24 protein-coding genes, 1 tRNA gene and 2 pseudogenes are annotated in these 18,849 nt (G+C 35.0%); 15 read left to right on the forward strand and 12 right to left on the reverse strand.

The window, feature by feature from the left end:
* The first annotated feature begins 8 nt into the window (after positions 1-8).
* The 5 genes from pyrH to AAGD51_RS01010 are packed head-to-tail and all read left to right on the forward strand — an operon-like array spanning position 9 to position 2,898.
* Entirely contained in the window at positions 9-746 is a 738-nt protein-coding gene (gene pyrH / locus AAGD51_RS00990; RefSeq protein WP_406829224.1) for a UMP kinase, read from the forward strand.
* A gap of 7 nt (positions 747-753) precedes the next feature.
* Positions 754-1,311: a ribosome recycling factor gene (gene frr / locus AAGD51_RS00995; RefSeq protein WP_006279983.1), complete on the forward strand. Its 558-nt coding sequence runs from the start codon at positions 754-756 to the stop codon at positions 1,309-1,311.
* 5 nt (positions 1,312-1,316) lie between these two features.
* Entirely contained in the window at positions 1,317-1,580 is a 264-nt protein-coding gene (locus AAGD51_RS07160; protein WP_410529735.1) for a hypothetical protein, read from the forward strand.
* A 6-nt stretch (positions 1,581-1,586) separates the two neighbouring features.
* Entirely contained in the window at positions 1,587-2,282 is a 696-nt protein-coding gene (uppS, locus tag AAGD51_RS01005; RefSeq protein ID WP_006279327.1) for a polyprenyl diphosphate synthase, read from the forward strand.
* Complete coding sequence (locus tag AAGD51_RS01010; RefSeq protein WP_077188153.1) at positions 2,272-2,898, forward strand: phosphatidate cytidylyltransferase; 627 nt, start codon at positions 2,272-2,274, stop codon at positions 2,896-2,898. Before uppS ends, AAGD51_RS01010 begins: the two co-directional genes overlap by 11 nt.
* Positions 2,899-2,914: 16 nt before the next feature.
* On the opposite strand, the gene AAGD51_RS01015 is transcribed toward AAGD51_RS01010, so the two are convergent.
* Positions 2,915-3,106, reverse strand: coding sequence for a zinc-finger domain-containing protein (locus AAGD51_RS01015; protein ID WP_236515083.1), 192 nt, complete (start codon positions 3,104-3,106; stop codon positions 2,915-2,917).
* A 68-nt stretch (positions 3,107-3,174) separates the two neighbouring features.
* Positions 3,175-3,681: a pantetheine-phosphate adenylyltransferase gene (gene coaD / locus AAGD51_RS01020; protein WP_006279325.1), complete on the reverse strand. Its 507-nt coding sequence runs from the start codon at positions 3,679-3,681 to the stop codon at positions 3,175-3,177.
* A 79-nt stretch (positions 3,682-3,760) separates the two neighbouring features.
* Between coaD and AAGD51_RS01025 the strand changes: the two genes are divergently transcribed.
* From AAGD51_RS01025 to AAGD51_RS01035, 3 genes and pseudogenes are all read left to right on the forward strand, one after another.
* Positions 3,761-3,833, forward strand: a tRNA-Phe gene (locus AAGD51_RS01025).
* 218 nt (positions 3,834-4,051) lie between these two features.
* On the forward strand, positions 4,052-4,915 hold the full coding sequence (locus AAGD51_RS01030) for a gamma-glutamyl-gamma-aminobutyrate hydrolase family protein (RefSeq protein WP_082246099.1): 864 nt from the start codon (positions 4,052-4,054) through the stop codon (positions 4,913-4,915).
* A 221-nt stretch (positions 4,916-5,136) separates the two neighbouring features.
* Positions 5,137-5,344, forward strand: a pseudogene (locus tag AAGD51_RS01035) (IS4 family transposase); the annotation flags it as partial.
* Between the two features lie 67 nt (positions 5,345-5,411).
* On the opposite strand, the gene AAGD51_RS07165 reads toward AAGD51_RS01035, so the two are convergent.
* From AAGD51_RS07165 to AAGD51_RS01040, 4 genes are all read right to left on the reverse strand, one after another.
* Positions 5,412-5,576, reverse strand: a complete 165-nt coding sequence (locus AAGD51_RS07165; protein ID WP_081600772.1) for an IS3 family transposase — start codon at positions 5,574-5,576, stop codon at positions 5,412-5,414.
* Positions 5,566-5,730 (reverse strand): DDE-type integrase/transposase/recombinase, encoded by a 165-nt coding sequence (locus AAGD51_RS07170; protein ID WP_156768661.1) that lies wholly within the window; start codon positions 5,728-5,730, stop codon positions 5,566-5,568. Before AAGD51_RS07170 ends, AAGD51_RS07165 begins: the two co-directional genes overlap by 11 nt.
* Before the next feature lie 84 nt (positions 5,731-5,814).
* Complete coding sequence (locus AAGD51_RS07175; protein WP_369409727.1) at positions 5,815-6,156, reverse strand: IS3 family transposase; 342 nt, start codon at positions 6,154-6,156, stop codon at positions 5,815-5,817.
* Between the two features lie 21 nt (positions 6,157-6,177).
* Entirely contained in the window at positions 6,178-6,462 is a 285-nt protein-coding gene (locus AAGD51_RS01040) for a transposase (RefSeq protein ID WP_038198869.1), read from the reverse strand.
* A gap of 85 nt (positions 6,463-6,547) precedes the next feature.
* On the opposite strand from AAGD51_RS01040, the gene AAGD51_RS01045 reads away from it, so the two are divergent.
* From AAGD51_RS01045 to ltrA, 3 genes are all read left to right on the forward strand, one after another.
* Positions 6,548-7,090 carry a hypothetical protein gene (locus AAGD51_RS01045; protein ID WP_236515081.1) on the forward strand — a complete coding sequence of 181 codons (543 nt, stop codon included), beginning with the start codon at positions 6,548-6,550 and terminating at the stop codon, positions 7,088-7,090.
* 382 nt (positions 7,091-7,472) lie between these two features.
* Entirely contained in the window at positions 7,473-7,601 is a 129-nt protein-coding gene (locus AAGD51_RS01050; protein WP_255324786.1) for a hypothetical protein, read from the forward strand.
* Entirely contained in the window at positions 7,564-8,877 is a 1,314-nt protein-coding gene (gene ltrA / locus AAGD51_RS01055) for a group II intron reverse transcriptase/maturase (protein WP_006280268.1), read from the forward strand. Before AAGD51_RS01050 ends, ltrA begins: the two co-directional genes overlap by 38 nt.
* Before the next feature lie 361 nt (positions 8,878-9,238).
* Here ltrA and gatA read toward each other — a convergent pair whose 3' ends face one another.
* From gatA to AAGD51_RS01075, 4 genes and pseudogenes are all read right to left on the reverse strand, one after another.
* Positions 9,239-10,708: an Asp-tRNA(Asn)/Glu-tRNA(Gln) amidotransferase subunit GatA gene (gene gatA / locus AAGD51_RS01060; RefSeq protein ID WP_044471200.1), complete on the reverse strand. Its 1,470-nt coding sequence runs from the start codon at positions 10,706-10,708 to the stop codon at positions 9,239-9,241.
* 253 nt (positions 10,709-10,961) lie between these two features.
* Positions 10,962-11,973, reverse strand: a protein-coding gene (locus AAGD51_RS01065) for an IS630 family transposase (protein ID WP_265040653.1) whose coding sequence is annotated in 2 segments (ribosomal slippage) — positions 10,962-11,510 and positions 11,512-11,973 — 1,011 coding nt in all. Because the reading frame shifts where the segments join, the coding sequence is not laid out codon by codon here.
* Between the two features lie 109 nt (positions 11,974-12,082).
* A protein-coding gene (locus AAGD51_RS01070) for an IS5-like element ISWpi1 family transposase (protein WP_236514306.1) occupies positions 12,083-12,915 on the reverse strand; the annotation gives its coding sequence in 2 pieces (ribosomal slippage) (positions 12,083-12,546 and positions 12,546-12,915; 834 coding nt in all).
* Positions 12,916-12,974: 59 nt separating this feature from the next.
* Positions 12,975-13,868: pseudogene (locus tag AAGD51_RS01075) on the reverse strand (MFS transporter); the annotation flags it as partial.
* A gap of 463 nt (positions 13,869-14,331) precedes the next feature.
* On the opposite strand from AAGD51_RS01075, the gene AAGD51_RS01080 reads away from it, so the two are divergent.
* From AAGD51_RS01080 to AAGD51_RS07180, 4 genes are all read left to right on the forward strand, one after another.
* Positions 14,332-15,261, forward strand: a complete 930-nt coding sequence (locus AAGD51_RS01080; RefSeq protein WP_006279391.1) for an AEC family transporter — start codon at positions 14,332-14,334, stop codon at positions 15,259-15,261.
* A gap of 209 nt (positions 15,262-15,470) precedes the next feature.
* The gene (locus AAGD51_RS01085; protein ID WP_007548354.1) at positions 15,471-15,605 is read left to right on the forward strand and encodes an IS3 family transposase; all 135 of its coding nucleotides are present in this window, start codon (positions 15,471-15,473) and stop codon (positions 15,603-15,605) included.
* On the forward strand, positions 15,602-15,736 hold the full coding sequence (locus AAGD51_RS01090; protein ID WP_007548509.1) for a hypothetical protein: 135 nt from the start codon (positions 15,602-15,604) through the stop codon (positions 15,734-15,736). Before AAGD51_RS01085 ends, AAGD51_RS01090 begins: the two co-directional genes overlap by 4 nt.
* Before the next feature lie 462 nt (positions 15,737-16,198).
* The gene (locus tag AAGD51_RS07180; RefSeq protein ID WP_080717647.1) at positions 16,199-16,369 is read left to right on the forward strand and encodes a DDE-type integrase/transposase/recombinase; all 171 of its coding nucleotides are present in this window, start codon (positions 16,199-16,201) and stop codon (positions 16,367-16,369) included.
* A gap of 651 nt (positions 16,370-17,020) precedes the next feature.
* On the opposite strand, the gene AAGD51_RS01095 is transcribed toward AAGD51_RS07180, so the two are convergent.
* Positions 17,021-17,365, reverse strand: a complete 345-nt coding sequence (locus AAGD51_RS01095; protein WP_006279902.1) for a F0F1 ATP synthase subunit epsilon — start codon at positions 17,363-17,365, stop codon at positions 17,021-17,023.
* Positions 17,366-17,377: 12 nt separating this feature from the next.
* A complete protein-coding gene (gene atpD / locus AAGD51_RS01100; RefSeq protein ID WP_010962432.1) occupies positions 17,378-18,805 on the reverse strand; it encodes a F0F1 ATP synthase subunit beta in 1,428 nt (475 codons plus the stop codon).
* Positions 18,806-18,849 lie beyond the last annotated feature (44 nt).

Here is an 18,849-nt window from a genome sequence, read left to right on the forward strand (position 1 = left end):
AAATGTTTATTTCAACAAATGAAAAAAGCGAAATAAAATATTCCAGGGTGTTATTTAAAATCTCTGGTGAGGCTTTGATGGGATCAAAGCAATTTGGTCACGATATGGAGACTATAGGTGAGTTATCTAAAGGCATAGTTGAAGTTTGTAATCTTGGAGTTCAGGTATGTATTGTTGTTGGTGGTGGTAATATCTTTCGTGGCACATCTGCGTCTTTAAGTGGTTGTGAAAGAGCAAGCAGTGATTATATTGGAATGCTTGCAACTATAATCAATGCTTTAATTTTACAAAACTTTTTAGAAAAAAATTTAGTAGCTTCTAGGGTATTATCTGCAATACCCATGGCCACTGTATGCGAACCTTGCATCAGAAGGAAAGCTATTCGTCATTTAGAAAAAGGTAGAGTGGTAATTTTTGCAGCAGGCACAGGCAACCCATTTTTTACTACAGATACAGCTGCAGCCTTACGTGCTGTTGAAATGAATTGTGATGTTATTCTAAAGGGTACGCAAGTAAATGGTGTATACTCCGCTGATCCGAAAAAAAATGAGGATGCTGTAATGTATGATAGGCTTTCTTACACGGATTTATTGACTCGTGATTTAAAAGTTATGGATGCATCAGCAATTTCACTTGCTCGTGAGAATTCTATTCCAATTATAGTTTTTTCTTTGAAGGGAGAAAAAATAGTCAATATTATTAAGGGTCAAGGTACTTATACTATAGTTTCAGATTGTAAACATTAGGTAATTTATGTTAAATGAAATAAAAGCTAAAACAAAAGAAAGAATGCTAAAAACTATTCAGTCCTTTCATGATGATATTAAAGGCGTACGCACTGGTAGAGCTAGCGCATCGTTGCTTGATGGTATAGTTGTAAATATCTATGGTGGACATCAAAAGTTAAATCAGGTTGCAGGTGTTTCGGTTATAGATAACAAAACTCTATCAATTAAAATTTGGGATATTAATGTTGTCGGTGAAGTGAAAAATGCTATATTAAATGCCAACTTGAATTTAAATCCTGTTGTTGAGGGCAATACCATACGTATAGCTCTTCCGGACTTGACACAAGAAACCCGTGAAAAATTAGTGAAATTATTGCATCAGTTTGCTGAAAATGCACGGATTGCCATTAGAAATATACGTAGAGATATTATGGAAGAAACAGAAAAAATGAAGGAAAATAAAGAAATCTCAGAAGATGATTTTCATGGTGCTAAGAAGGAAATACAAAATATTACTGATGATAATATAAAAAAGATTGATGGTGAATTGTCCATCAAAGAAAAGGATATACTGAATCACTAAATGATATGGAGAAAGCTTACATAGCAAATGATGTCATTCCAGTGTTTGACACTGGAATCCAGCCTTTACTATACAACTATCTGATGCACTTGTTTGAAATCAAATTTCCTGGATCCCAGTGTCGGAGCACTGGGATGACACCAATTTTGCATTCAAGTATCAACTATTGGTGTCACTACAGTAACTCTCTTCCTGTCATGCAAGTAGCTGACACCTTCCAGGTGTCCATTGAAATCCAAAAAATTTCACTCAAGTCAAAATTAGGTTAAATTTAAATGTTGAATCAAGAATCTTTACCGAAACATTTAGCAATTATTATGGATGGTAATGGTAGATGGGCAAACAATCAAGGAAGAGTAAAAATTGATGGTTATAAAAAGGGCAGTGAAGTTGCATACGATATTGCCAAGTATTGTACGGACTTAACTATACCCTACTTAACTTTGTATGCATTCTCTATGGAGAATTGGCTTAGACCTAAAAACGAAACTGACTGTCTATTTGATTTATTTTACTCCGTTTTAACTAATGAAGATAAAGTCAATTTCATTTACAATTGTAACATTAAGTTGAATTTTATTGGCAATTTAAGTCTGTTACCCAGTAAAATATTGGATCAAATTAAAAAAGCAGAAGAAATGACACATAAGAACGATGGTTTATTACTCACTGTGGCAGTCAGTTACGGAGCAAAGCAAGAAATTACACAAGCTATAAGCAATATTATAAAAGAAAATATTGCTTATGTATCAGAAGAGGAATTTGAAAAATTTCTATATACTAAAGATTTGCCAAAATTGGATTTATTAATTCGCACTGGTGGCGAAAAAAGGTTAAGCAACTTTTTATTATGGCAAGCAGCTTATGCTGAATTGTATTTTTGTGATACTTTATGGCCTGATTTTTCTTGTCAAGATTTGAGTAAAGCATTAGAAGATTATACAAAAAGAGAGAAAAAATATGGTAGATAATAATTTTATAATTAGAATGTTGTCCTCAATAGTAATATTATTCATATTTTCCTTTGCTACATATTTCAGTGATTTATCGTTTTACCTATTGATTTTTTCAATAGCAGTTTTATCTTCTTTTGAATGGTATAATCTAACCCAAGGAAATAAAATTTTATACGTTTTTGCATTATTATTGATTGCACTACCAAGCGCCTCATTAATATATTTATATAATCTACCACAAGGAAAATACGCATTAGTATGGTTCGTCTTAACCATTTGGGGAATTGACGTTACTGCCTACCTATTTGGTAAGAATTTTGGTGGAGCTAAAATTTGCCCAATTCTTAGCCCTGGAAAAACTTGGGCAGGACTTCTTGGTGCGATTTTAGCTGGAGTAGTGTGCACAATTTTTGGATCAATATTTTTTGGTCTATTTTCAATTTTTTATTCTCCAATCATTGGCCTTGCAATTGCTATTCTAGCGCAACTTGGCGATTTCACTGAGTCGCTTGTTAAAAGAGCTTACGGTGTTAAAGATAGTGGAAATATGATACCTGGCCATGGGGGAGTGCTCGACCGTATGGACAGTTTCATTTTTACTGCCCCTCTTATTGCTATTTACATAAGCTAAGTCTGCAGAAGTGCCATTAGAGCTCATCCCTAGTCAGCTTCCCAACCGCTTCTACAGTGCAGTCATGGACAAACGTCTTTTCACAATAAGGGCAGGCTATTTCCTCTTCTTCTCCCATATCTAAATATATTAATGGATGGCCGGAACCCTCATCATTCTCATCACCATGACAACAAACTTTTCTATTATTAACCCTCACTTTTGACATGCTGCTCCTTTAGCTTATAACATTTTATATATTGAATATACCCATTCAGAAATAAAAAACAACAAGCACTATTCTCCATTTTTTATCCTATTCAGGTTAATCAATTCGTTTTGAACACCTTTTGATACAAATTTGCTAACATCTTCTCCTAATCTTGCTATTTCCTTTACAAAGCTTGATGAGATAAATTGAGTATCTTCAGAAGCAGGAAGAAATATGGTTTCGATTTCAGGAAGAAGTTTATAATTTACCCAGCTCATTTGAAACTCGTAATCAAAATCCGATACTGCTCTTAATCCCCTAATAATAACAGAAGCATTCTGCTCTTTGGCAAACTTCACTAGCAACCCATTAAAAGATATAACATCTGCATCAATTCCTAGTCCTTTAATTTCATTTTCAGCCATGCTTGTGCGTAGCTTTGTGTCAAAGGCAGTATGCTTATTAACGTTTTCTGCAACCCCTATTATTAATTTATCGACTAGTTTACACGCTCTTTTGATTATGTCAAGATGCCCAAAAGTTATAGGGTCAAATGTGCCAGGGTAGATTCCTATTTTGTCATTAATGTTCATCCTTTATTTTTATAAACTACTTTAAAAACTTTTGATAGACATAATAACATTTTTTATCTAAAAATAAAAGTATACAGTTGGCCTGATAGCTCAGTTGGTAGAGCAAAGGACTGAAAATCCTTGTGTCGCTGGTTCGATTCCTGCTCAGGCCACCTTCTCTTTCTTGGCGAACTTGCCTTTTTGTTATAAAATACTCTATATCGTAATATAAATATTAGGGAGGCAAGTCATGGTATATAAATATTATAATAAACTATTTAATATCTTATTAATTATAGTTCTATTATTAAGCAATATTACTTATGCTGGCGTTAGTGAAAAACCGGCATCTCAACATGTAACCAGAAAAGAAGAACCAGCGTCAACTGTCTTGACGGCAGAAAATACAGTAAATAATGACATAGTTGTTGGTTTGTTGAAAACGGAAGAAGCACATGAGCTTGGGCTATCTCAAAATATCTACGAGATGTTTAATAACTTTGGAGTTAAAACCGTACTCATTGATTACAATAAAATAATTAACTTAAAAGAAATCCAAGAAAAGTCGCTTATCTTTGCAAAACAAGATGAAACATTGGCAAAGAAGCTAACATTAGACCGAATAAAAGTTGAAGTTGCAAAGTTTGTTAAAGAGCACAAAATAAATAGAATATTTATTCCGGATAATTTACACTCAGCACCCACTCCTTGTCGCCAGCTTGTTACTGAAGCAATTGTAAAAATAGTGGATGATAACCCTGTAATTCATTTGCTTGGCATATGTGAAGGCATAATGAATGCAAAGGGAATTGAAGTAGTGAGTGTTGTGAGTGATGAAGAGAAACGAAGATCTCATTTAAAATCAGCACCTAATCCACAGAAAGAGGATGTACCTCTCCAGCAGATAAAGATCGTTCCAAATAGTCGTTTAGCAGAAGTAGTAGCCAAATTCCTAATACCTAATGAAAATGGCTGGTTTTCAACATATTTTCCAGATGCTCATTCAGGAGCAGTAAGTAATACACCAGAAAATAGAAGAAAATTGGAGTCACTTGGATATAAAGTTGCAGCATTTTCCAGTGAGGGGGTAATAGAGGCTATTGAAGATAAGCATGGTAATGTTCACTTTCAAAGTCATCCAGAAGCCCTTGTTGTGAAGTCAGATAAAAACCTCTATTTATCAAATCACAAGGAACGTCAAGTGTCTACACTAGTTGCTATAGCGATTATGAATGATTTTCTTTATCGTGCTTAATGGCTATAGCTTTAGGCTTACCGACGATTTGATAAACGATAGATTTGTCATGTATCCGTTCAGGCAATGGCGTCAACTTAAGGAAAAATATCAGCGATAGTGTATAAAATTTCTCTCCAAATTTTTTATCATTAAATTATCCAAAGAGTGCAAGGGACAGCACTTTTGTTTCTATTTTATTGCAACAAAAAAGTTTAAAATGTGTCTTTTTTAGGTGAGGCATGCAAAAAGGAAAAGATCTTATCTTACAAATTAAAAATGCAATATACTCGAAAACTTTTCAGAAAATCCATTGTGTTGAGTTTTACACGAACAAGAAAACTTCCTTTTTCGACAGTATTTTCTATGATTTTAAAGTTAGTTAAAAAAAGTTTGGGAATAGAATGTGAACTTATGGAGCCATTGACATGTGACCTTACCCAGAAAAAGTGGAGAGAAAGTTTGGAATGTTTTTCACAAAGAGAATGATGAATCAAAATGCTCAGGAATGCAATAGTTAATAGTGACGTTGTTTGTTATAAAAAATTTCTATATATTCAAATATAGCAGTTTTGATATGCTGTTTAGAGTGCCGAGAGGTGTCTATTGGTAACTCCCTTTTTAGAGAACTGAAGAAGCTTTCCACAACAGAATTGTCGTAACAACAACCTTTATGACTCATCTATGTTTTTTATGGATAAGAGATATTGATAACCTTGCGAAGTATATTGTGAACCTTGATCACTATGTAATAGTAGATTTTTGGCAGGTTTACGCTTGTTAACGGCCATTAATAAAGAGTCCATAACCAATTGTTTATTTATTGAACTGCTCATTAACTACCATGCGTGAATATAGATCGATTATTGTTGCCAAATATAGCCATCCTTCTTTGGTTTTGATGTAAGTAATCCCATACTTTATTTGGTTGATCGACAATAAAGTTTTGGTCTAATATATTGGGAGCTACTGTCCGTTTGTTGTTTCTTAATTTTAAATTTTCTTCTCAATATAGCCTGAATACCATTTTTCTGCATAATACTTTGCACTGTTTTTAAGTTGCAACTTTTACCCAAAGCCTTTAATTCAGCATGAATTTTAGGAACTCCATATCTACATTTAGAAGCTTGATATATTTTTTGAATATCTGCTAATAACTCTTTATTTGCTGATTCTCTACTGCTTATTTTCCTTGTAGTCCACTTATAGTAGCCACTAGCAGAAAACCCTACATAATTCCTGCACTTTATAGTGTTTACTATGCTCTTTTATGAAAAAATATTTTACTCTTTTTGACTGGCCAGGGCTTTTTTTAAAATGTCTCTTTCTCTTGTTACTTTTGCTAACTCTTTCTGTAAATCAAATCTCTCTTTGTCATAAGGTGCTACATCTGGAAATGCATTTGCCGCTGACTTTTTTTCGTTATATTTCTTCATCCATTTTCCTAATACACTATCCCTTATTCCTAGATCTCTTGCTACTTTTGCAACTGGTTGACCTACCTTTCTTTGTTCATTTGCCAGCTTAACAGCTTCCAATTTAAATTCTGCCGTATATTCTCTTGCCATTTCTAATCCTCCAAAATTTTATTTTACCCGAAAAAACTCCTTTCTTTCTCTCCACTTTTTCTGGGTAAGGTCAGTATGGGAAAAGGTGAAAGATGTACTAAAAAACCCAGAGATGATAAAAAAGGAATACCAACGTAGAGTATTAGAAAATAAAAATGATGAATCATCAGAGAAAAAGTTTGCAAGAAGAGAAAATCAAATAAAAGAAGGTATCGAAAAATTAATGGAAGATTATTATAGTCAAGAAAATGCAGGAGAGAAAGGATATATAAGCGAGGAAGAATTTAAACAGACAATGAGAAAAATGAAAGAACGCTTACAAGGGATAGAAGAAGAGAAAAAAAAGGTAGTTGATCAGAAGGCAGTAGAAAAAGGAATAAGTCTTATTATAAATAGCATAAAGAATTTTTATTCTAGTGTAAAATCGAACCTGGAACAGCTAGATTGGCAAACTAAGCGCGGCATTATTAAAGCATTAATAGGACAAATTAACATTGGTTGTGATCAGGTAGAAGTAGGATTTCAGATCGAAGAACCAGCACAGGATGGGGGAATTCTTAATTTGTATCATTGTACTACACATCGTAATAAGGGGGTTGGCAAAATGTGTGCGCCAAGAAGTGCGTAAGGAACAGTTGGTGAAAATCCAACACGGGTAAAGCTTAGCCGGCAACCTGGAACAAACCATTATGCTGCGTAAGGTAACGAGCGTAGTAAAGCTAATGGAATGGACAACATAGGGTGCAACGAAAGTGAAGGTATTGAGTCCCGTAATTCACGCGTCATGGGGGCTGACACTTTACATTTGGTGGAAGGCAACATGGGTAATAACGCTAAGGCAAGATATTACTCACCTCATCGGGATCGAAGGCCGCGTCATGTGTTGAGATGGACCTTACGTGAACTTGGGAGATCCTTTGTATTCCTGTAAGGGTACTCTGGAACAAGTCAATAAAGGCGAGGACTGGAGGAAGATGCAAAGGAAGTCGGACTAACTGATAGTACTCGGAGTGTGGGAAAGCCACATACAAGGGGAAGCGGTTAGCAATATAGTGACTGGTATAGGGATTGCTATACCAATACAACAGAGATTGGAGGAGTATGCAAGGAAAACTAAACCAGATAGCAGTAAGGGCTAAGCAAGATAAGCGAGTAAAATTTACATCATTAGTTCATTTGATTAATGAAGAGAATCTTGCAGAGTGTTATAAGGAACTAAAACGCAACAAGGCTTGTGGTATAGATCGTGTGACAGTGGAAGCTTATGGAGAAAATCTAGAAGAGAAACTTAAAACACTAGTGGATAGTATGAAGAGAAAACAATATCAACCGCTACCAGTGAAAAGGGTATACATACCCAAAGCCGGGAGCAAAGAGAAGCGCGGTCTCGGAATACCATCAACGGAAGATAAGTTGGTACAGGTAATGCTAAAGAAGATATTAGAAAATATTTATGAAGCAAACTTTATGGACAGCTCGTATGGATTTCGACCAGGAAGAAATTGTCATCAGGCGATAAACGCTCTAGATAAAGCAGTTATGCACAAACCAATTAACTATATTGTAGAAGTGGATATCAAGAAGTTCTTTGATAATGTTCAACATAAATGGCTAATGAATTGTCTAAGGGAACGAATAGCTGACCCAAATTTATTGTGGTTAATAAAACGATTTCTAAAGGCAGGAATAGTCGAAGTTGGATGTTATAAAGCAACCGATCAAGGCACACCACAAGGTGGTATAGTAAGCCCTGTATTAGCTAATATATACTTACACTATGTGCTGGACTTATGGTTTGAAAAGAAATTTAAGCCAAAAGCCAGAGGATATTTACAGCTAATAAGGTTTTGCGACGATTTTGTAGTTGGCTGCGAGAGGGAAGAAGACGCAAAAGAATTTCTAGAATTACTGAAACAAAGACTAAGTAAATTTGGGTTGGAAATAGCTGAAAATAAAACAAAAATAGTAAAGTTTGGTAAGAAAGAATGGTATCAAGCAGAAAGAGAGAAACGTAGGACGGCTAGCTTCAACTTTCTAGGATTTACACATTATTGTGGAAAAAGTCGTAATGGTAAACTTATGATGAAGCAGAAAACTTCAAAAATAAGCCTAGCCAGAAAGATTAAAGAAATCAAAGAATGGTTGAAGATGGTACGAAGTCGTATCTGTCTCAAAGATTGGTGGCAGAAACTTAAAGCCAAACTAACAGGACACTATAGCTACTTCGGAGTTAGCGGAAATTATCGGTGTTTGATTCAATTCTATCGACCGGTAACAAAGTTAGCATTTAAGTGGATAAACCGACGTAGTCAAAAGAAAAGTATGGATTGGGAACAATTTATACACTATTTAAAAGTAAATCCATTACCAAAACCAAAGGTATATGTTTCTTTATACACAGGAGCACTAGTGTGAACGCTGTATTGTGGAGCCGTGTGCGGGAAATCCGCAAGCACGGTTCTTTTGGGGAGACTATGGTTATGAGACCAAATCGCTGGTTTCAAGGTCATGAGTCTCTACCAGACGTCAAGCAAGTTTTTTCGTTTCTATAAATCTGGATTTCAGCGTTATGCGCTGGAATGACAACGTGAGGTAAATTTTTCAACATCCCAAAATTACAGAATTCAGTCTGTTTAATTAAGTGTGAACTGTTACACGAAAATTTTGTAAACAGATTAATATACCCTGTTTTTGCTATTCATCTAAAAATGGAACCATAGAGTACGTTGAGGAGCGTAAGCAAATTTTAATGCAAAAATTACTATCAAAAAATAGATTATGCAAGAGGTCTAATTATTCTGCCGCAATTTTGCTCTATCACACTTGCCACATTTAATATTCCAGCTTCATCATAATAATTTCCAATCACTTGCAAGGCAAGTGGTAAACCCTCATTGGAGAGCCCAACAGGAACAGAAATAGCAGGCAATCCTGCCAGACTTGCCGGCACAGTAAACACATCATTGATGCACATAATTAGCGGATCTGGCTTTTCATTTAAGCCAAAAGCTTCTGTTGGAGCAGATGGCACAAGTATGTAATCTATTTTTTCAAACGCTTTTATAAAATCATTTCTGATTAATGCCCTAATGCACTGCGCTTTTTCGTAATATTCATTATAATGACCTGAAGAAAGCGCATAAGCGCCAATTAAAATTCTTCTTTTCACCTCTTTACCAAAACCTTCTGCTCTTGTTAGTGAATACATTTCTTCAAGGGTATCAGCATCAACCCTTAATCCATAACGCACACCATCGTAACGAGCAAGATTGGATGAAGTTTCAGCAGAACAGATTAAATAATAGACTGGTATTGCATATTTAGTATGTGGCAGAGTAATGTCAACAACTTCAGCGCCATTTTCTTTTAAATAGGAAGCAACTCTTTCCCAATTATGAACTATTTCCTCTGAAATTCCATCCATCCTATATTCTTTTGGTATACCAATACACTTACCCTTGACATCACCATTTATAAAGCTAGAAAATTTAGGCACTGGCTTTTCGCTCGATATTGAATCTTTTGTATCATAGCCACAAATTGCTTCCAGCATTAATGCTGAATCAGAGACAGAACGAGTAATGACTCCTGCTTGATCCAGAGAACTCGCAAATGCAATCATACCAAAACGCGAGCATCTTCCATAAGTTGGCTTTATTCCAACTACTCCACAATAAGCTGCTGGTTGGCGTACAGATCCACCGGTGTCGCTCCCTAACGCTCCAGCGCATAAAAATCCAGCAACCGATGCTGCAGATCCACCAGATGATCCACCAGGAACAACTTTTTCCCCATCGCTTTTTCTAATCCACACATTTTCAACAGGGCCAAAATAGCTATTTGTGTTCGCAGAACCCATAGCAAATTCATCCATATTAAGCTTACCGAGCATGGCTGCTCCACTTTTTAAAAGCAAGTCAGACACCGTAGATTCGTAAGTCGGAACGAAATTTTCCAGCATTTTTGAGCATGCTGTTGTTTTTATTCCTTTTGTACAGAATAGATCTTTGATGCCAACTGGTACACCCATGAGCGGCGAGATTAAATCATCCTTTTGCCTAGAGAAATGTTCATCTGCAGCTTTAGCAGCTTTCATTGCTATCTCTGGGGTTTTTGTTATAAATGCATTTAATTTCTCATTTTCAACCGCACTGATGTGCGCCTCTACGAGTTCAACGGCAGAAAAACTCTTTTTTTTGAGCCCGTCATGCATTTGTGTAATACTTAACTTTCTTAGTTCATTCATCAATATTTAATTTTTAGCAAGACGTTAATTATAACATGGCACGATAAAAAATCCATACATTTATAGTTACAGCTAGAAATGTAGCTAAGGTAACTTAGATTCACCGACAATCGTCATCCCGCTACTTGTTAGCGGCAGAGATACCGCAGCGGTATGACGTAGAAGCTATACTTTTATACTCACCAACTCAGTATCCAATCCGGATTGTATCTTAAAAAGGTCAAAGGTCAAAAGACTATAATAATACCAATTCTCATTGTTGTCCAGTCAAATAGGAAACATTGCAGAGTTGTTTAGTTGTGGAGCTGGCAAGAGAAGTAATAAATTTGCACAAAGCACCCTCAAGTAGAGCAATTGTATCGTATATTTTATTGCGCAAAATGTTCTGTTTTATATATAACCAAAGCCTCTCAACAGGATTTAGCTCAGGTGAGTATGGAGGTAGGTATATAATGTCGATATTTTTAGGTACCTTTAAATTTTTTGACCTATGCCAACTAGCACAGTCCATAACGAGAAAAGCCTCTCGTGTTTCTAGATATTGCGAAATTTGCTCAAGAAATATGTTCATGCAATCAGTGTTGACATTTGGTGCAAATAAGCTAGAACTCTCTCGATTTCTAGGATTAACTGCACTATAGAGATAGAAATTTTGCCTACCTAATTTTGTTTTAACCTGTGTTCTAATCCCCTTTTTAAACCACCCATGTCCAACTTTTGAATGTGTGCCAAACCATGATTCATCAAAGAAAAATAGCTCTTTTTCTGGATACTTGCTAATAGCTCCATTGAGATTTTTTTTTGAATTCCTCTTGTTTGCTTTTATCTTGTCCATTATGAACTGGTCTTGGTGTAATATATGAGAATTTCATCTTTTGCATATGGCGGTGTACTGTAGATTTGCTGATATTTAATCCGAACTTTTCCTGGATTCTTATTCTCATTTCTTTAATGGTGATATTAGGATTTTCTTCTATCCACTCTTCAATTTGCTGTAGTTGAGCCTGATTTAATTTAGTTTTTCTACGACGTTGTGAAGGAGCAAACAGTTTTTCTTCTCTGCCAATTTTCAAGAGTTTTACCCACGAAGTTAGTGCGCTTCTTGAAATGCAATATATTTTTGCTACAGCCGTTATACTGTACTTTTTTGCTGCAATTACAGCATTTAGTTTTTTTGAAACATATGCATTATTCCTTACTTTCTTCAGCATTTCTTTTGCTGATTCTACTACTTTTTCATCCAATAATTTTGATCTTAATGCCATTTAAACCTCGCTATTTTACTTACTTCAGTATGGCTTTTCTTCCATCATTGTCCATCTGTTTGCCCTGTAATGGGAATTGGTATCAGAGGTTGTCCGGAAACTAGTAAATTCAAGCATATTCCCTCTTTAACATAACCCTACTCATAGCTAGGTATATGAAATTCTCAGTGGATGTTGTGAGTAAATCATACTCCTTCGATAGCCTTCTATTCCTATTAACCCAAGCAAAAGTCCTTTCTACAACCCATCTTCTTGGCTGTACTTTAAACCCTTGTTCTCTTGTTGGTAGTAGCTCAGGTGGCGTATCTTTGTGCACCCAAAATCTACATGGAGGCCTTGTAACAATTTCAATATCTATGTCATATTCTTCCTTTATGTGATTCTTTAAATTTCTTCCTTGGTATCCCATGTCAGCCCACATTTTTTTAACTTTAGTATATTTTGTTCTCATATTGTTTAATGCTATTTTAATACCATCTCTATCATTTTCGTTAGCAGCGCCTACGTAACAACCTAGTATAAAACCCTGAGTGTCTGTAATTATATGCCTTTTTCTACCCTTTACTTTTTTACTTCCATCATAGCCTTTGATCCCCCCTTTTCTGTAGTCTTTACAGATTGACTATCTACTATACAGGCACTCGGCTGCTCATTCCTTCCTATTTTTCTTCTACTATATTTTGTAATTTCATAATTCATTTTCTCAAAAATTCCCTGCTTCTTCCATTGCCTGAACTGCTCATACACAGTCTTCCATAGCGGAAAATCATTTGGTAAATACCGCCATTGACACCCTGTACGCAATACATAGAAAATTGCTTCTAATATTTCTCTTTTGCTATACTTTGGCGGCCTTCCTCCTTTCTTGTATGATACTCTGAAGTGTTTTTCTATTCTTGCCCATTCCCTTTCGCTTAGATCTGTTGGATACTTTTTTCTCATCTTTACCCCGTACTAAAATTTCAGATATTATAGCCTTTTACTTGTTTCCGGACAACCTCTAAGTAGAAAGAGTGGGGTACAATTATACTGAATATTACAAGCAATAGAGACCCAATAGCACCCACGCTCGTACCAGAAATTACACACTTTATTGCTCCAAGTTTCTGCAAGATTTTGCCAGCAAATAGACTGATGAGTGAGAAGCACCCAACTATTGCACCTTGATGTAGTGCATAAATAGTGCTAGATAAACCAAAAGTCTTCATATACAGAAAAGGTCCACAAGTAATGAATGACATATACGCAGCAGAAAAGAGGCTTGACATCAAAGACAACGTAACAAACCTCGGACTAGATAGTAGTTTTCTGTAATCTTTCATCATTTTTTTCAAACTGAAAATATCGCGGTCCTTTTTTGTTTCTGGTAACGCTAAAAGCAGCAAAACCCAAGAGATTAAACAAAGTATTGCAACAGTTGCATAATTACCACGCCATCCTACAATTTCATTGATGAAACTGCCTAACACTGGCGCAATTGCCATGACAACTGTAAGAACAGAATTCATGATTCCAATAAATTTCACCGCTTCGTCGCCTTTGTAGCTGTCTGCAACGATTGCAAACACAACTACAGATGTGCTAACACCAATGCCCTGAACAAAGCGAGAGATTAAAAGCCAAAAAATCGACGGTGCAAAAACACAACCAACAGCGCCGATTAATAACAAAGTGTTACCTATGATCATAATTCTCCTTCTGCCATAGCATTCAGACAATGGACCAAAAAACAACCCTCCTATGCAAAAGCCTAGGAAATTATAAGCAATAGTTAATTGAATTATGCCTTCCGGTACGTTAAAATAGTGCACCATATAAGGAAAACTAGGTACGGAAATGTCAATTTCAATGAACTTGGCAATGAGAGACAGGATTAACAGAAATGGTAGTAACATTTGAGATTTTTAATTAATGAATAAAAATATCACATTTAAAGCGTTGAAAGAAAACATTTTTTACTGTTATTAAAATGGTTAGAAACACCTCATGTGAAGGAATGGTGGATAAATTGGACACTAGGGTTAATTAAAGAAAAATATGACAACTATGTTAAAGCTCTTACTCTCTGTCCTAACTTTACTTATTTCCTCTTACTTTTTCAACAGTCCGTCTAAATTACTACAAGCAGTTTAATTTTTAGTAAATATGTCATTATTCAAAAATATGCAAGAAGCTTTACAGAAACTTAACATAATTTTATCATACAAATGTCATTCTTAAGTCCTATGTAAAAACAAATTTTGGCACTAATTTAATTAACTATGAGCTGGATAAATTGGAAAATAAATTTTGTTTACTTTTACAACACCTTAAGATCTAATGTCACTTTATCAATCAAAAATATTACAATAGGCTAGTATGTTCCTTACTCTTTTTCTCAAAATATTACCTATTTATATTACAATATTTATTGGTTACTTAGCAGGAAAATATCTTAAAATTGATAGAAACACTATATCTCAAATACTTTTTTATATAGCTAATCCAATAGTGATTTTATATGGAGTCTCTCATACAGAAGTTAACTTAAAAGTAATTTCTCTGCCGATTTTGATATGGTTTATAGGTAGCACTATGTCCTTATCAGTGTATTATCTTTCTTCTTTTTTATTTAAGGATAACACAAGAAACATATTAGCATTTAGCTCGGGCAGCACAAGTATGGGTTATTTTGGCCTGCCGATTGCCATGGCTTTATTTGATGAAGATTCAGTATCTGTATATGTTGTTTGTTATATAGGAATGGCGCTATTTGAAAACAGCTTAGGATTTTACATAGCTGCAAATGGTATTTATACCGCAAAAGAATGCATATTAAAGTTGTTCAAACTTCCTTCGCTTTATGCGATGGTTCTGGGCTTCTTTTTAAGTATATACGATATACAAATACCTACTTTTTTAACAGATGTTATGATGAATATTAGAAGTACATTTGTCACATTAGGAATGGTGCTACTTGGAGTGAGCATTGCGAATATTGCAAGCTTTAAAATAGATTGGAAGCTTGCTTTGATCACTATTACAGCAAAGTACGTATTCTGGCCACTGTTTGTTTTAGGAATTGTCCTTTTAGACAAGCATGTTATAGGTATATACGATGAGAGCATATATAAAGCACTGATGTTGCTAGCTATTATTCCAGTTTCTGGGTCCAGTATAATACTTGCTAATATTTTGAATTATCAACCAGATAAAGCTACTCTATTGCTTCTAATCAGTACTGCAGTGGGACTGTTTTATGTTCCACTAATAATATCATTATTTTTTACTAAACTTGTTCCTTTTTGATCAAAAAATTAAGCGCTTGCACAACCATTATTTGGGTAACAACACAAGACATTGATAAAACTTGAATTTATAGCTAAAGCAACTTCTACAATTTGGTAACCCGTCATCCCGCTACTAGTTAACGCCGCGGCGGTAAATTGACCTTACCCAGAAAAAGTAGAGAGAAAGTTAAGACGTTTTTGGAGTAAAATAAAACGTTTTTTCAAAATATGACAAATAGAAGAGAATATACAGCAGAATTCAAATTAGAAGCTGTTAAGCTGGTTAAAGAAACAGGTCAAGCAAGTACAAAAATAGCAAAAGATCTAGGTATAGATGGCAGTATGTTAAGTAAGAAAATATGATGGAAAAATGTCTGGAGCATACGCATTTCCAGGCAAAGGCTCCTTATGACAAAGAAAGATTTGATCTAAAAAAAGAGCTAATAAGAGAAAGAGACATCTTAAAAAAAGCCCTGGGCAAAGAAAAAGAGTAAAGTATTCTTTTATATAGAAATTGCTATAAAACACAGGAACTATGTAGGGTTTTGTACTGGTGGTATGGGTTGCTAAGGAAAAAAGCAGTAAAGAATTAGCAAAAGAAGGGCTTCTAGCAGATATTCAAAAAATACATCAAGCATTCTAAATGCAGATATGGAGCCCCTAAAATTCACGCTGAATTAAAAGCTTTAGGCAAAAATTAAAACAGTACAAAGTGTTATGCAAGAAAATGGCATTAAAACCAAGCTTAGACGAAGGTTCAAAAATAAAAAACAGCAAATAAGCAACCGAGTTGTGGCTCCGAACACATTGGATCAAAATTTTACTACTGATCAGCCAAATAAAGTTTGGGATTACCTACATAAAAACTAAAGAAGGTTGTTGGCGGCAATAATTGACCTATATTCACGCATGGTGGTTAATGAGTAACATGATAATTAGTTATAGATTCTTTATTGATGGCCGTTGATAAACGCAAACCCGATAAAAATCTGCTGTTACATAGCGATCAAGGGTCACAGTATACCTCTCAAAATTACCAATTTCTATTGAATACAAAAAACATCATTTCCAGCATGAGCCATAAGGGCTGTTGTTACGATAACTCTGTTGCAGAAAAGTTCACTTAAAAGGGAGCTGCTTATTGATACTTCTCGCTCAACAAACCAGAACTGCCATATTTGAATACATAGAAATCTTTTATAACAAATAACGTAGACATTCTACTATTAACTATTGCATTCCTGCACAATTTATTCTCATGATAAAAACGTCTTAACTTTCTCTCTACTTTTTCTGGGTAAGGTCAAACATGCAATACCAATAATGCTAATATATTTTATAATTTTTCTCATAAGATATTTTACAATGCTTCTAATAATATTAGATATCATCTATAAAATTAAAAAATCCATGAAAGGGGATGAAAATATGTAAAAAAGTATTATTGATTAATTAAAAACAGATTTTGATTTGATAATACTAATAAAATCGATTTATCTTAAATTTACGTTGATTTTTACCTGTTATTTTTTGTAGTTTATCCAACGTAAATTCCAGGTAAAACAAAGTCGTTATCTCCAACCGTTACAACCAACTCTCCTTCTTTAATTTTTATTTGATTAGGTGTATGGTCCCATACCATCACACTCTGGGATCATACACCTAAAGTACTCCGACACTGGGATGACACCCCGGGGTTTCTGGGATGACAAAAAAGAGCCCCCTGAGCAAAAATCTTATAGCCACTTGAATGATAATTGACTTTTTGCCTAAAATAACTAAGAAAGAAACTTCTCATCAAGATAACTTAAATATATACTAATTCTCTTATTTTTAAACGATTTCTCATCATGAATTGCACGATCAAAAACCTGAATTTGACTTGTTATAATGCTACAATTATTATTTGCAACTTCTAATACGCCACTATCAATTACAACCTTCTTTTCTGTTTGGTTACTCATTTTAACAGTAATCATACCAGGCAATAAATAAATTAAGTAAGGAGCATGGTGAGCTAAAATCATAAGCTCCCCTTCGAGCCCAGTTACTGAAAGAGAAACCACTCCACTGAATGAAATTTGATCATCAGGAGAGAAAAATTGCACTTTAAAAGTATTCATAATCTTTAACTTTTATTTAGCTTCAGCTTGTATTAATTCAGCCTTTTTTATTGCTTCATCTATATTCCCCACCATATAAAAAGCAGCCTCTGGTAAGTGATCATATTTGCCTTCAACAATCCCTTTAAAACTGGAAACAGTATCAGAAAGTGAAACAAATTTACCAGGCATGCCAGTAAATATTTCTGCAACGTGAAAAGGTTGAGAAAGAAATTTCTGAATCTTACGAGCCCTATCAACAATAATTTTATCTTCATCAGATAGCTCATCCATACCAAGTATTGCGATAATATCTTGCAGTGATTTATAAGTTTGCAATATACGTTTCACCTCAGAAGCTACATTATAATGTTCTTCACCAATGATTTCAGCAGATAAAGACTGAGAAGTTGAATCAAGTGGATCAACAGCAGGGTATATTCCCATTTCAGCTATTTGCCTTGACAACACTGTGGTTGCATCAAGGTGAGAGAATGTAGTTGCTGGGGCTGGATCAGTCAAATCGTCCGCAGGAACATATATAGCTTGCACAGAAGTAATAGAGCCAGAAGTTGTTGAAGCTATTCTTTCTTGCATTGCACCCATATCAGTTGCAAGGGTTGGCTGATAACCAACAGCTGACGGTATTCTTCCAAGTAAAGCAGAAATTTCAGAACCAGCTTGTGTAAATCTAAAGATATTATCCACAAAAAATAGAACATCTTGGTTTTCACGGTCACGAAAATACTCTGCCATAGTAAGTGCTGTTAAAGCAACTCTAGCCCTTGCTCCAGGAGGCTCATTCATCTGACCATAAACCAAAACAGCTTGAGATTTTTCATGCTCATTTATATTTATTACATTTGAAGTGATCATCTCGTGATAAAGATCGTTACCTTCACGCGTTCTCTCCCCTACCCCGGCAAACACAGAAAATCCTTTATGAGCTTTTGCTATATTATTAATTAATTCCATTATTAGGACTGTTTTACCAACACCGGCTCCACCAAATAAGCCAATTTTTCCTCCTTTAAGATAAGGTGCAAGAAGATCTATAACTTTTATTCCCGTAACTAAAACTTCTTCCTGTATTCTCTGTTCAGTAAAACTTGGAGGTGCTCTGTGTATAGGCTCTAAGTTATACTTTCCCTTCAGTGGACCACACTCATCTATAAGCTCTCCAACAACATTAAAAATCCTTCCTAAAGTTGAACGCCCAATTGGCACCGATATTGGTGCACCTGTATCAACAAATTCATCCCCCCTTGACATGCCATCTGTGCTATCCATAGCAATACAACGAACTATATTGTCACCTATATGCTGCGAAACTTCTAAAACCAGCTCCTTATCCTTATATTTTAGTTTGCTTTTTAAAGCATTAAATATTTTAGGCAATTCACCTTCAAATTTTATATCAACAACTGCTTGAGTTACCTTAATCGCTCTACCTATATTCATCTCTTTATTTTTATCACCTAACACTATAATTCCATAAAAGAACT

The sequence above is a fragment of the Wolbachia endosymbiont (group A) of Volucella bombylans genome (genome assembly GCF_964026965.1).
In the GTDB taxonomy this organism is placed as follows: domain Bacteria; phylum Pseudomonadota; class Alphaproteobacteria; order Rickettsiales; family Anaplasmataceae; genus Wolbachia; species Wolbachia pipientis.

Bases quoted from the DNA above. Each gene is read 5' to 3' on its own strand.
- AAGD51_RS07180 (WP_080717647.1), top strand. From the start codon at position 16,199: ATGGCCGTTGATAAACGCAAACCCGATAAAAATCTGCTGTTACATAGC.
- AAGD51_RS01085 (WP_007548354.1), top strand. From the start codon at position 15,471: ATGACAAATAGAAGAGAATATACAGCAGAATTCAAATTAGAAGCTGTT.
- AAGD51_RS07165 (WP_081600772.1), bottom strand. From the start codon at position 5,576: ATGAGTCATAAAGGTTGTTGTTACGACAATTCTGTTGTGGAAAGCTTC.
- atpD (WP_010962432.1), bottom strand. From the start codon at position 18,805: ATGAATATAGGTAGAGCGATTAAGGTAACTCAAGCAGTTGTTGATATA.
- AAGD51_RS01015 (WP_236515083.1), bottom strand. From the start codon at position 3,106: ATGTCAAAAGTGAGGGTTAATAATAGAAAAGTTTGTTGTCATGGTGAT.
- AAGD51_RS01040 (WP_038198869.1), bottom strand. From the start codon at position 6,462: ATGGCAAGAGAATATACGGCAGAATTTAAATTGGAAGCTGTTAAGCTG.
- gatA (WP_044471200.1), bottom strand. From the start codon at position 10,708: ATGAATGAACTAAGAAAGTTAAGTATTACACAAATGCATGACGGGCTC.
- AAGD51_RS01095 (WP_006279902.1), bottom strand. From the start codon at position 17,365: ATGAATACTTTTAAAGTGCAATTTTTCTCTCCTGATGATCAAATTTCA.
- frr (WP_006279983.1), top strand. From the start codon at position 754: ATGTTAAATGAAATAAAAGCTAAAACAAAAGAAAGAATGCTAAAAACT.
- coaD (WP_006279325.1), bottom strand. From the start codon at position 3,681: ATGAACATTAATGACAAAATAGGAATCTACCCTGGCACATTTGACCCT.
- AAGD51_RS07160 (WP_410529735.1), top strand. From the start codon at position 1,317: ATGGAGAAAGCTTACATAGCAAATGATGTCATTCCAGTGTTTGACACT.
- uppS (WP_006279327.1), top strand. From the start codon at position 1,587: ATGTTGAATCAAGAATCTTTACCGAAACATTTAGCAATTATTATGGAT.
- ltrA (WP_006280268.1), top strand. From the start codon at position 7,564: ATGCAAGGAAAACTAAACCAGATAGCAGTAAGGGCTAAGCAAGATAAG.
- AAGD51_RS01080 (WP_006279391.1), top strand. From the start codon at position 14,332: ATGTTCCTTACTCTTTTTCTCAAAATATTACCTATTTATATTACAATA.
- AAGD51_RS01010 (WP_077188153.1), top strand. From the start codon at position 2,272: ATGGTAGATAATAATTTTATAATTAGAATGTTGTCCTCAATAGTAATA.
- AAGD51_RS07170 (WP_156768661.1), bottom strand. From the start codon at position 5,730: ATGAGCAGTTCAATAAATAAACAATTGGTTATGGACTCTTTATTAATG.
- AAGD51_RS01090 (WP_007548509.1), top strand. From the start codon at position 15,602: ATGATGGAAAAATGTCTGGAGCATACGCATTTCCAGGCAAAGGCTCCT.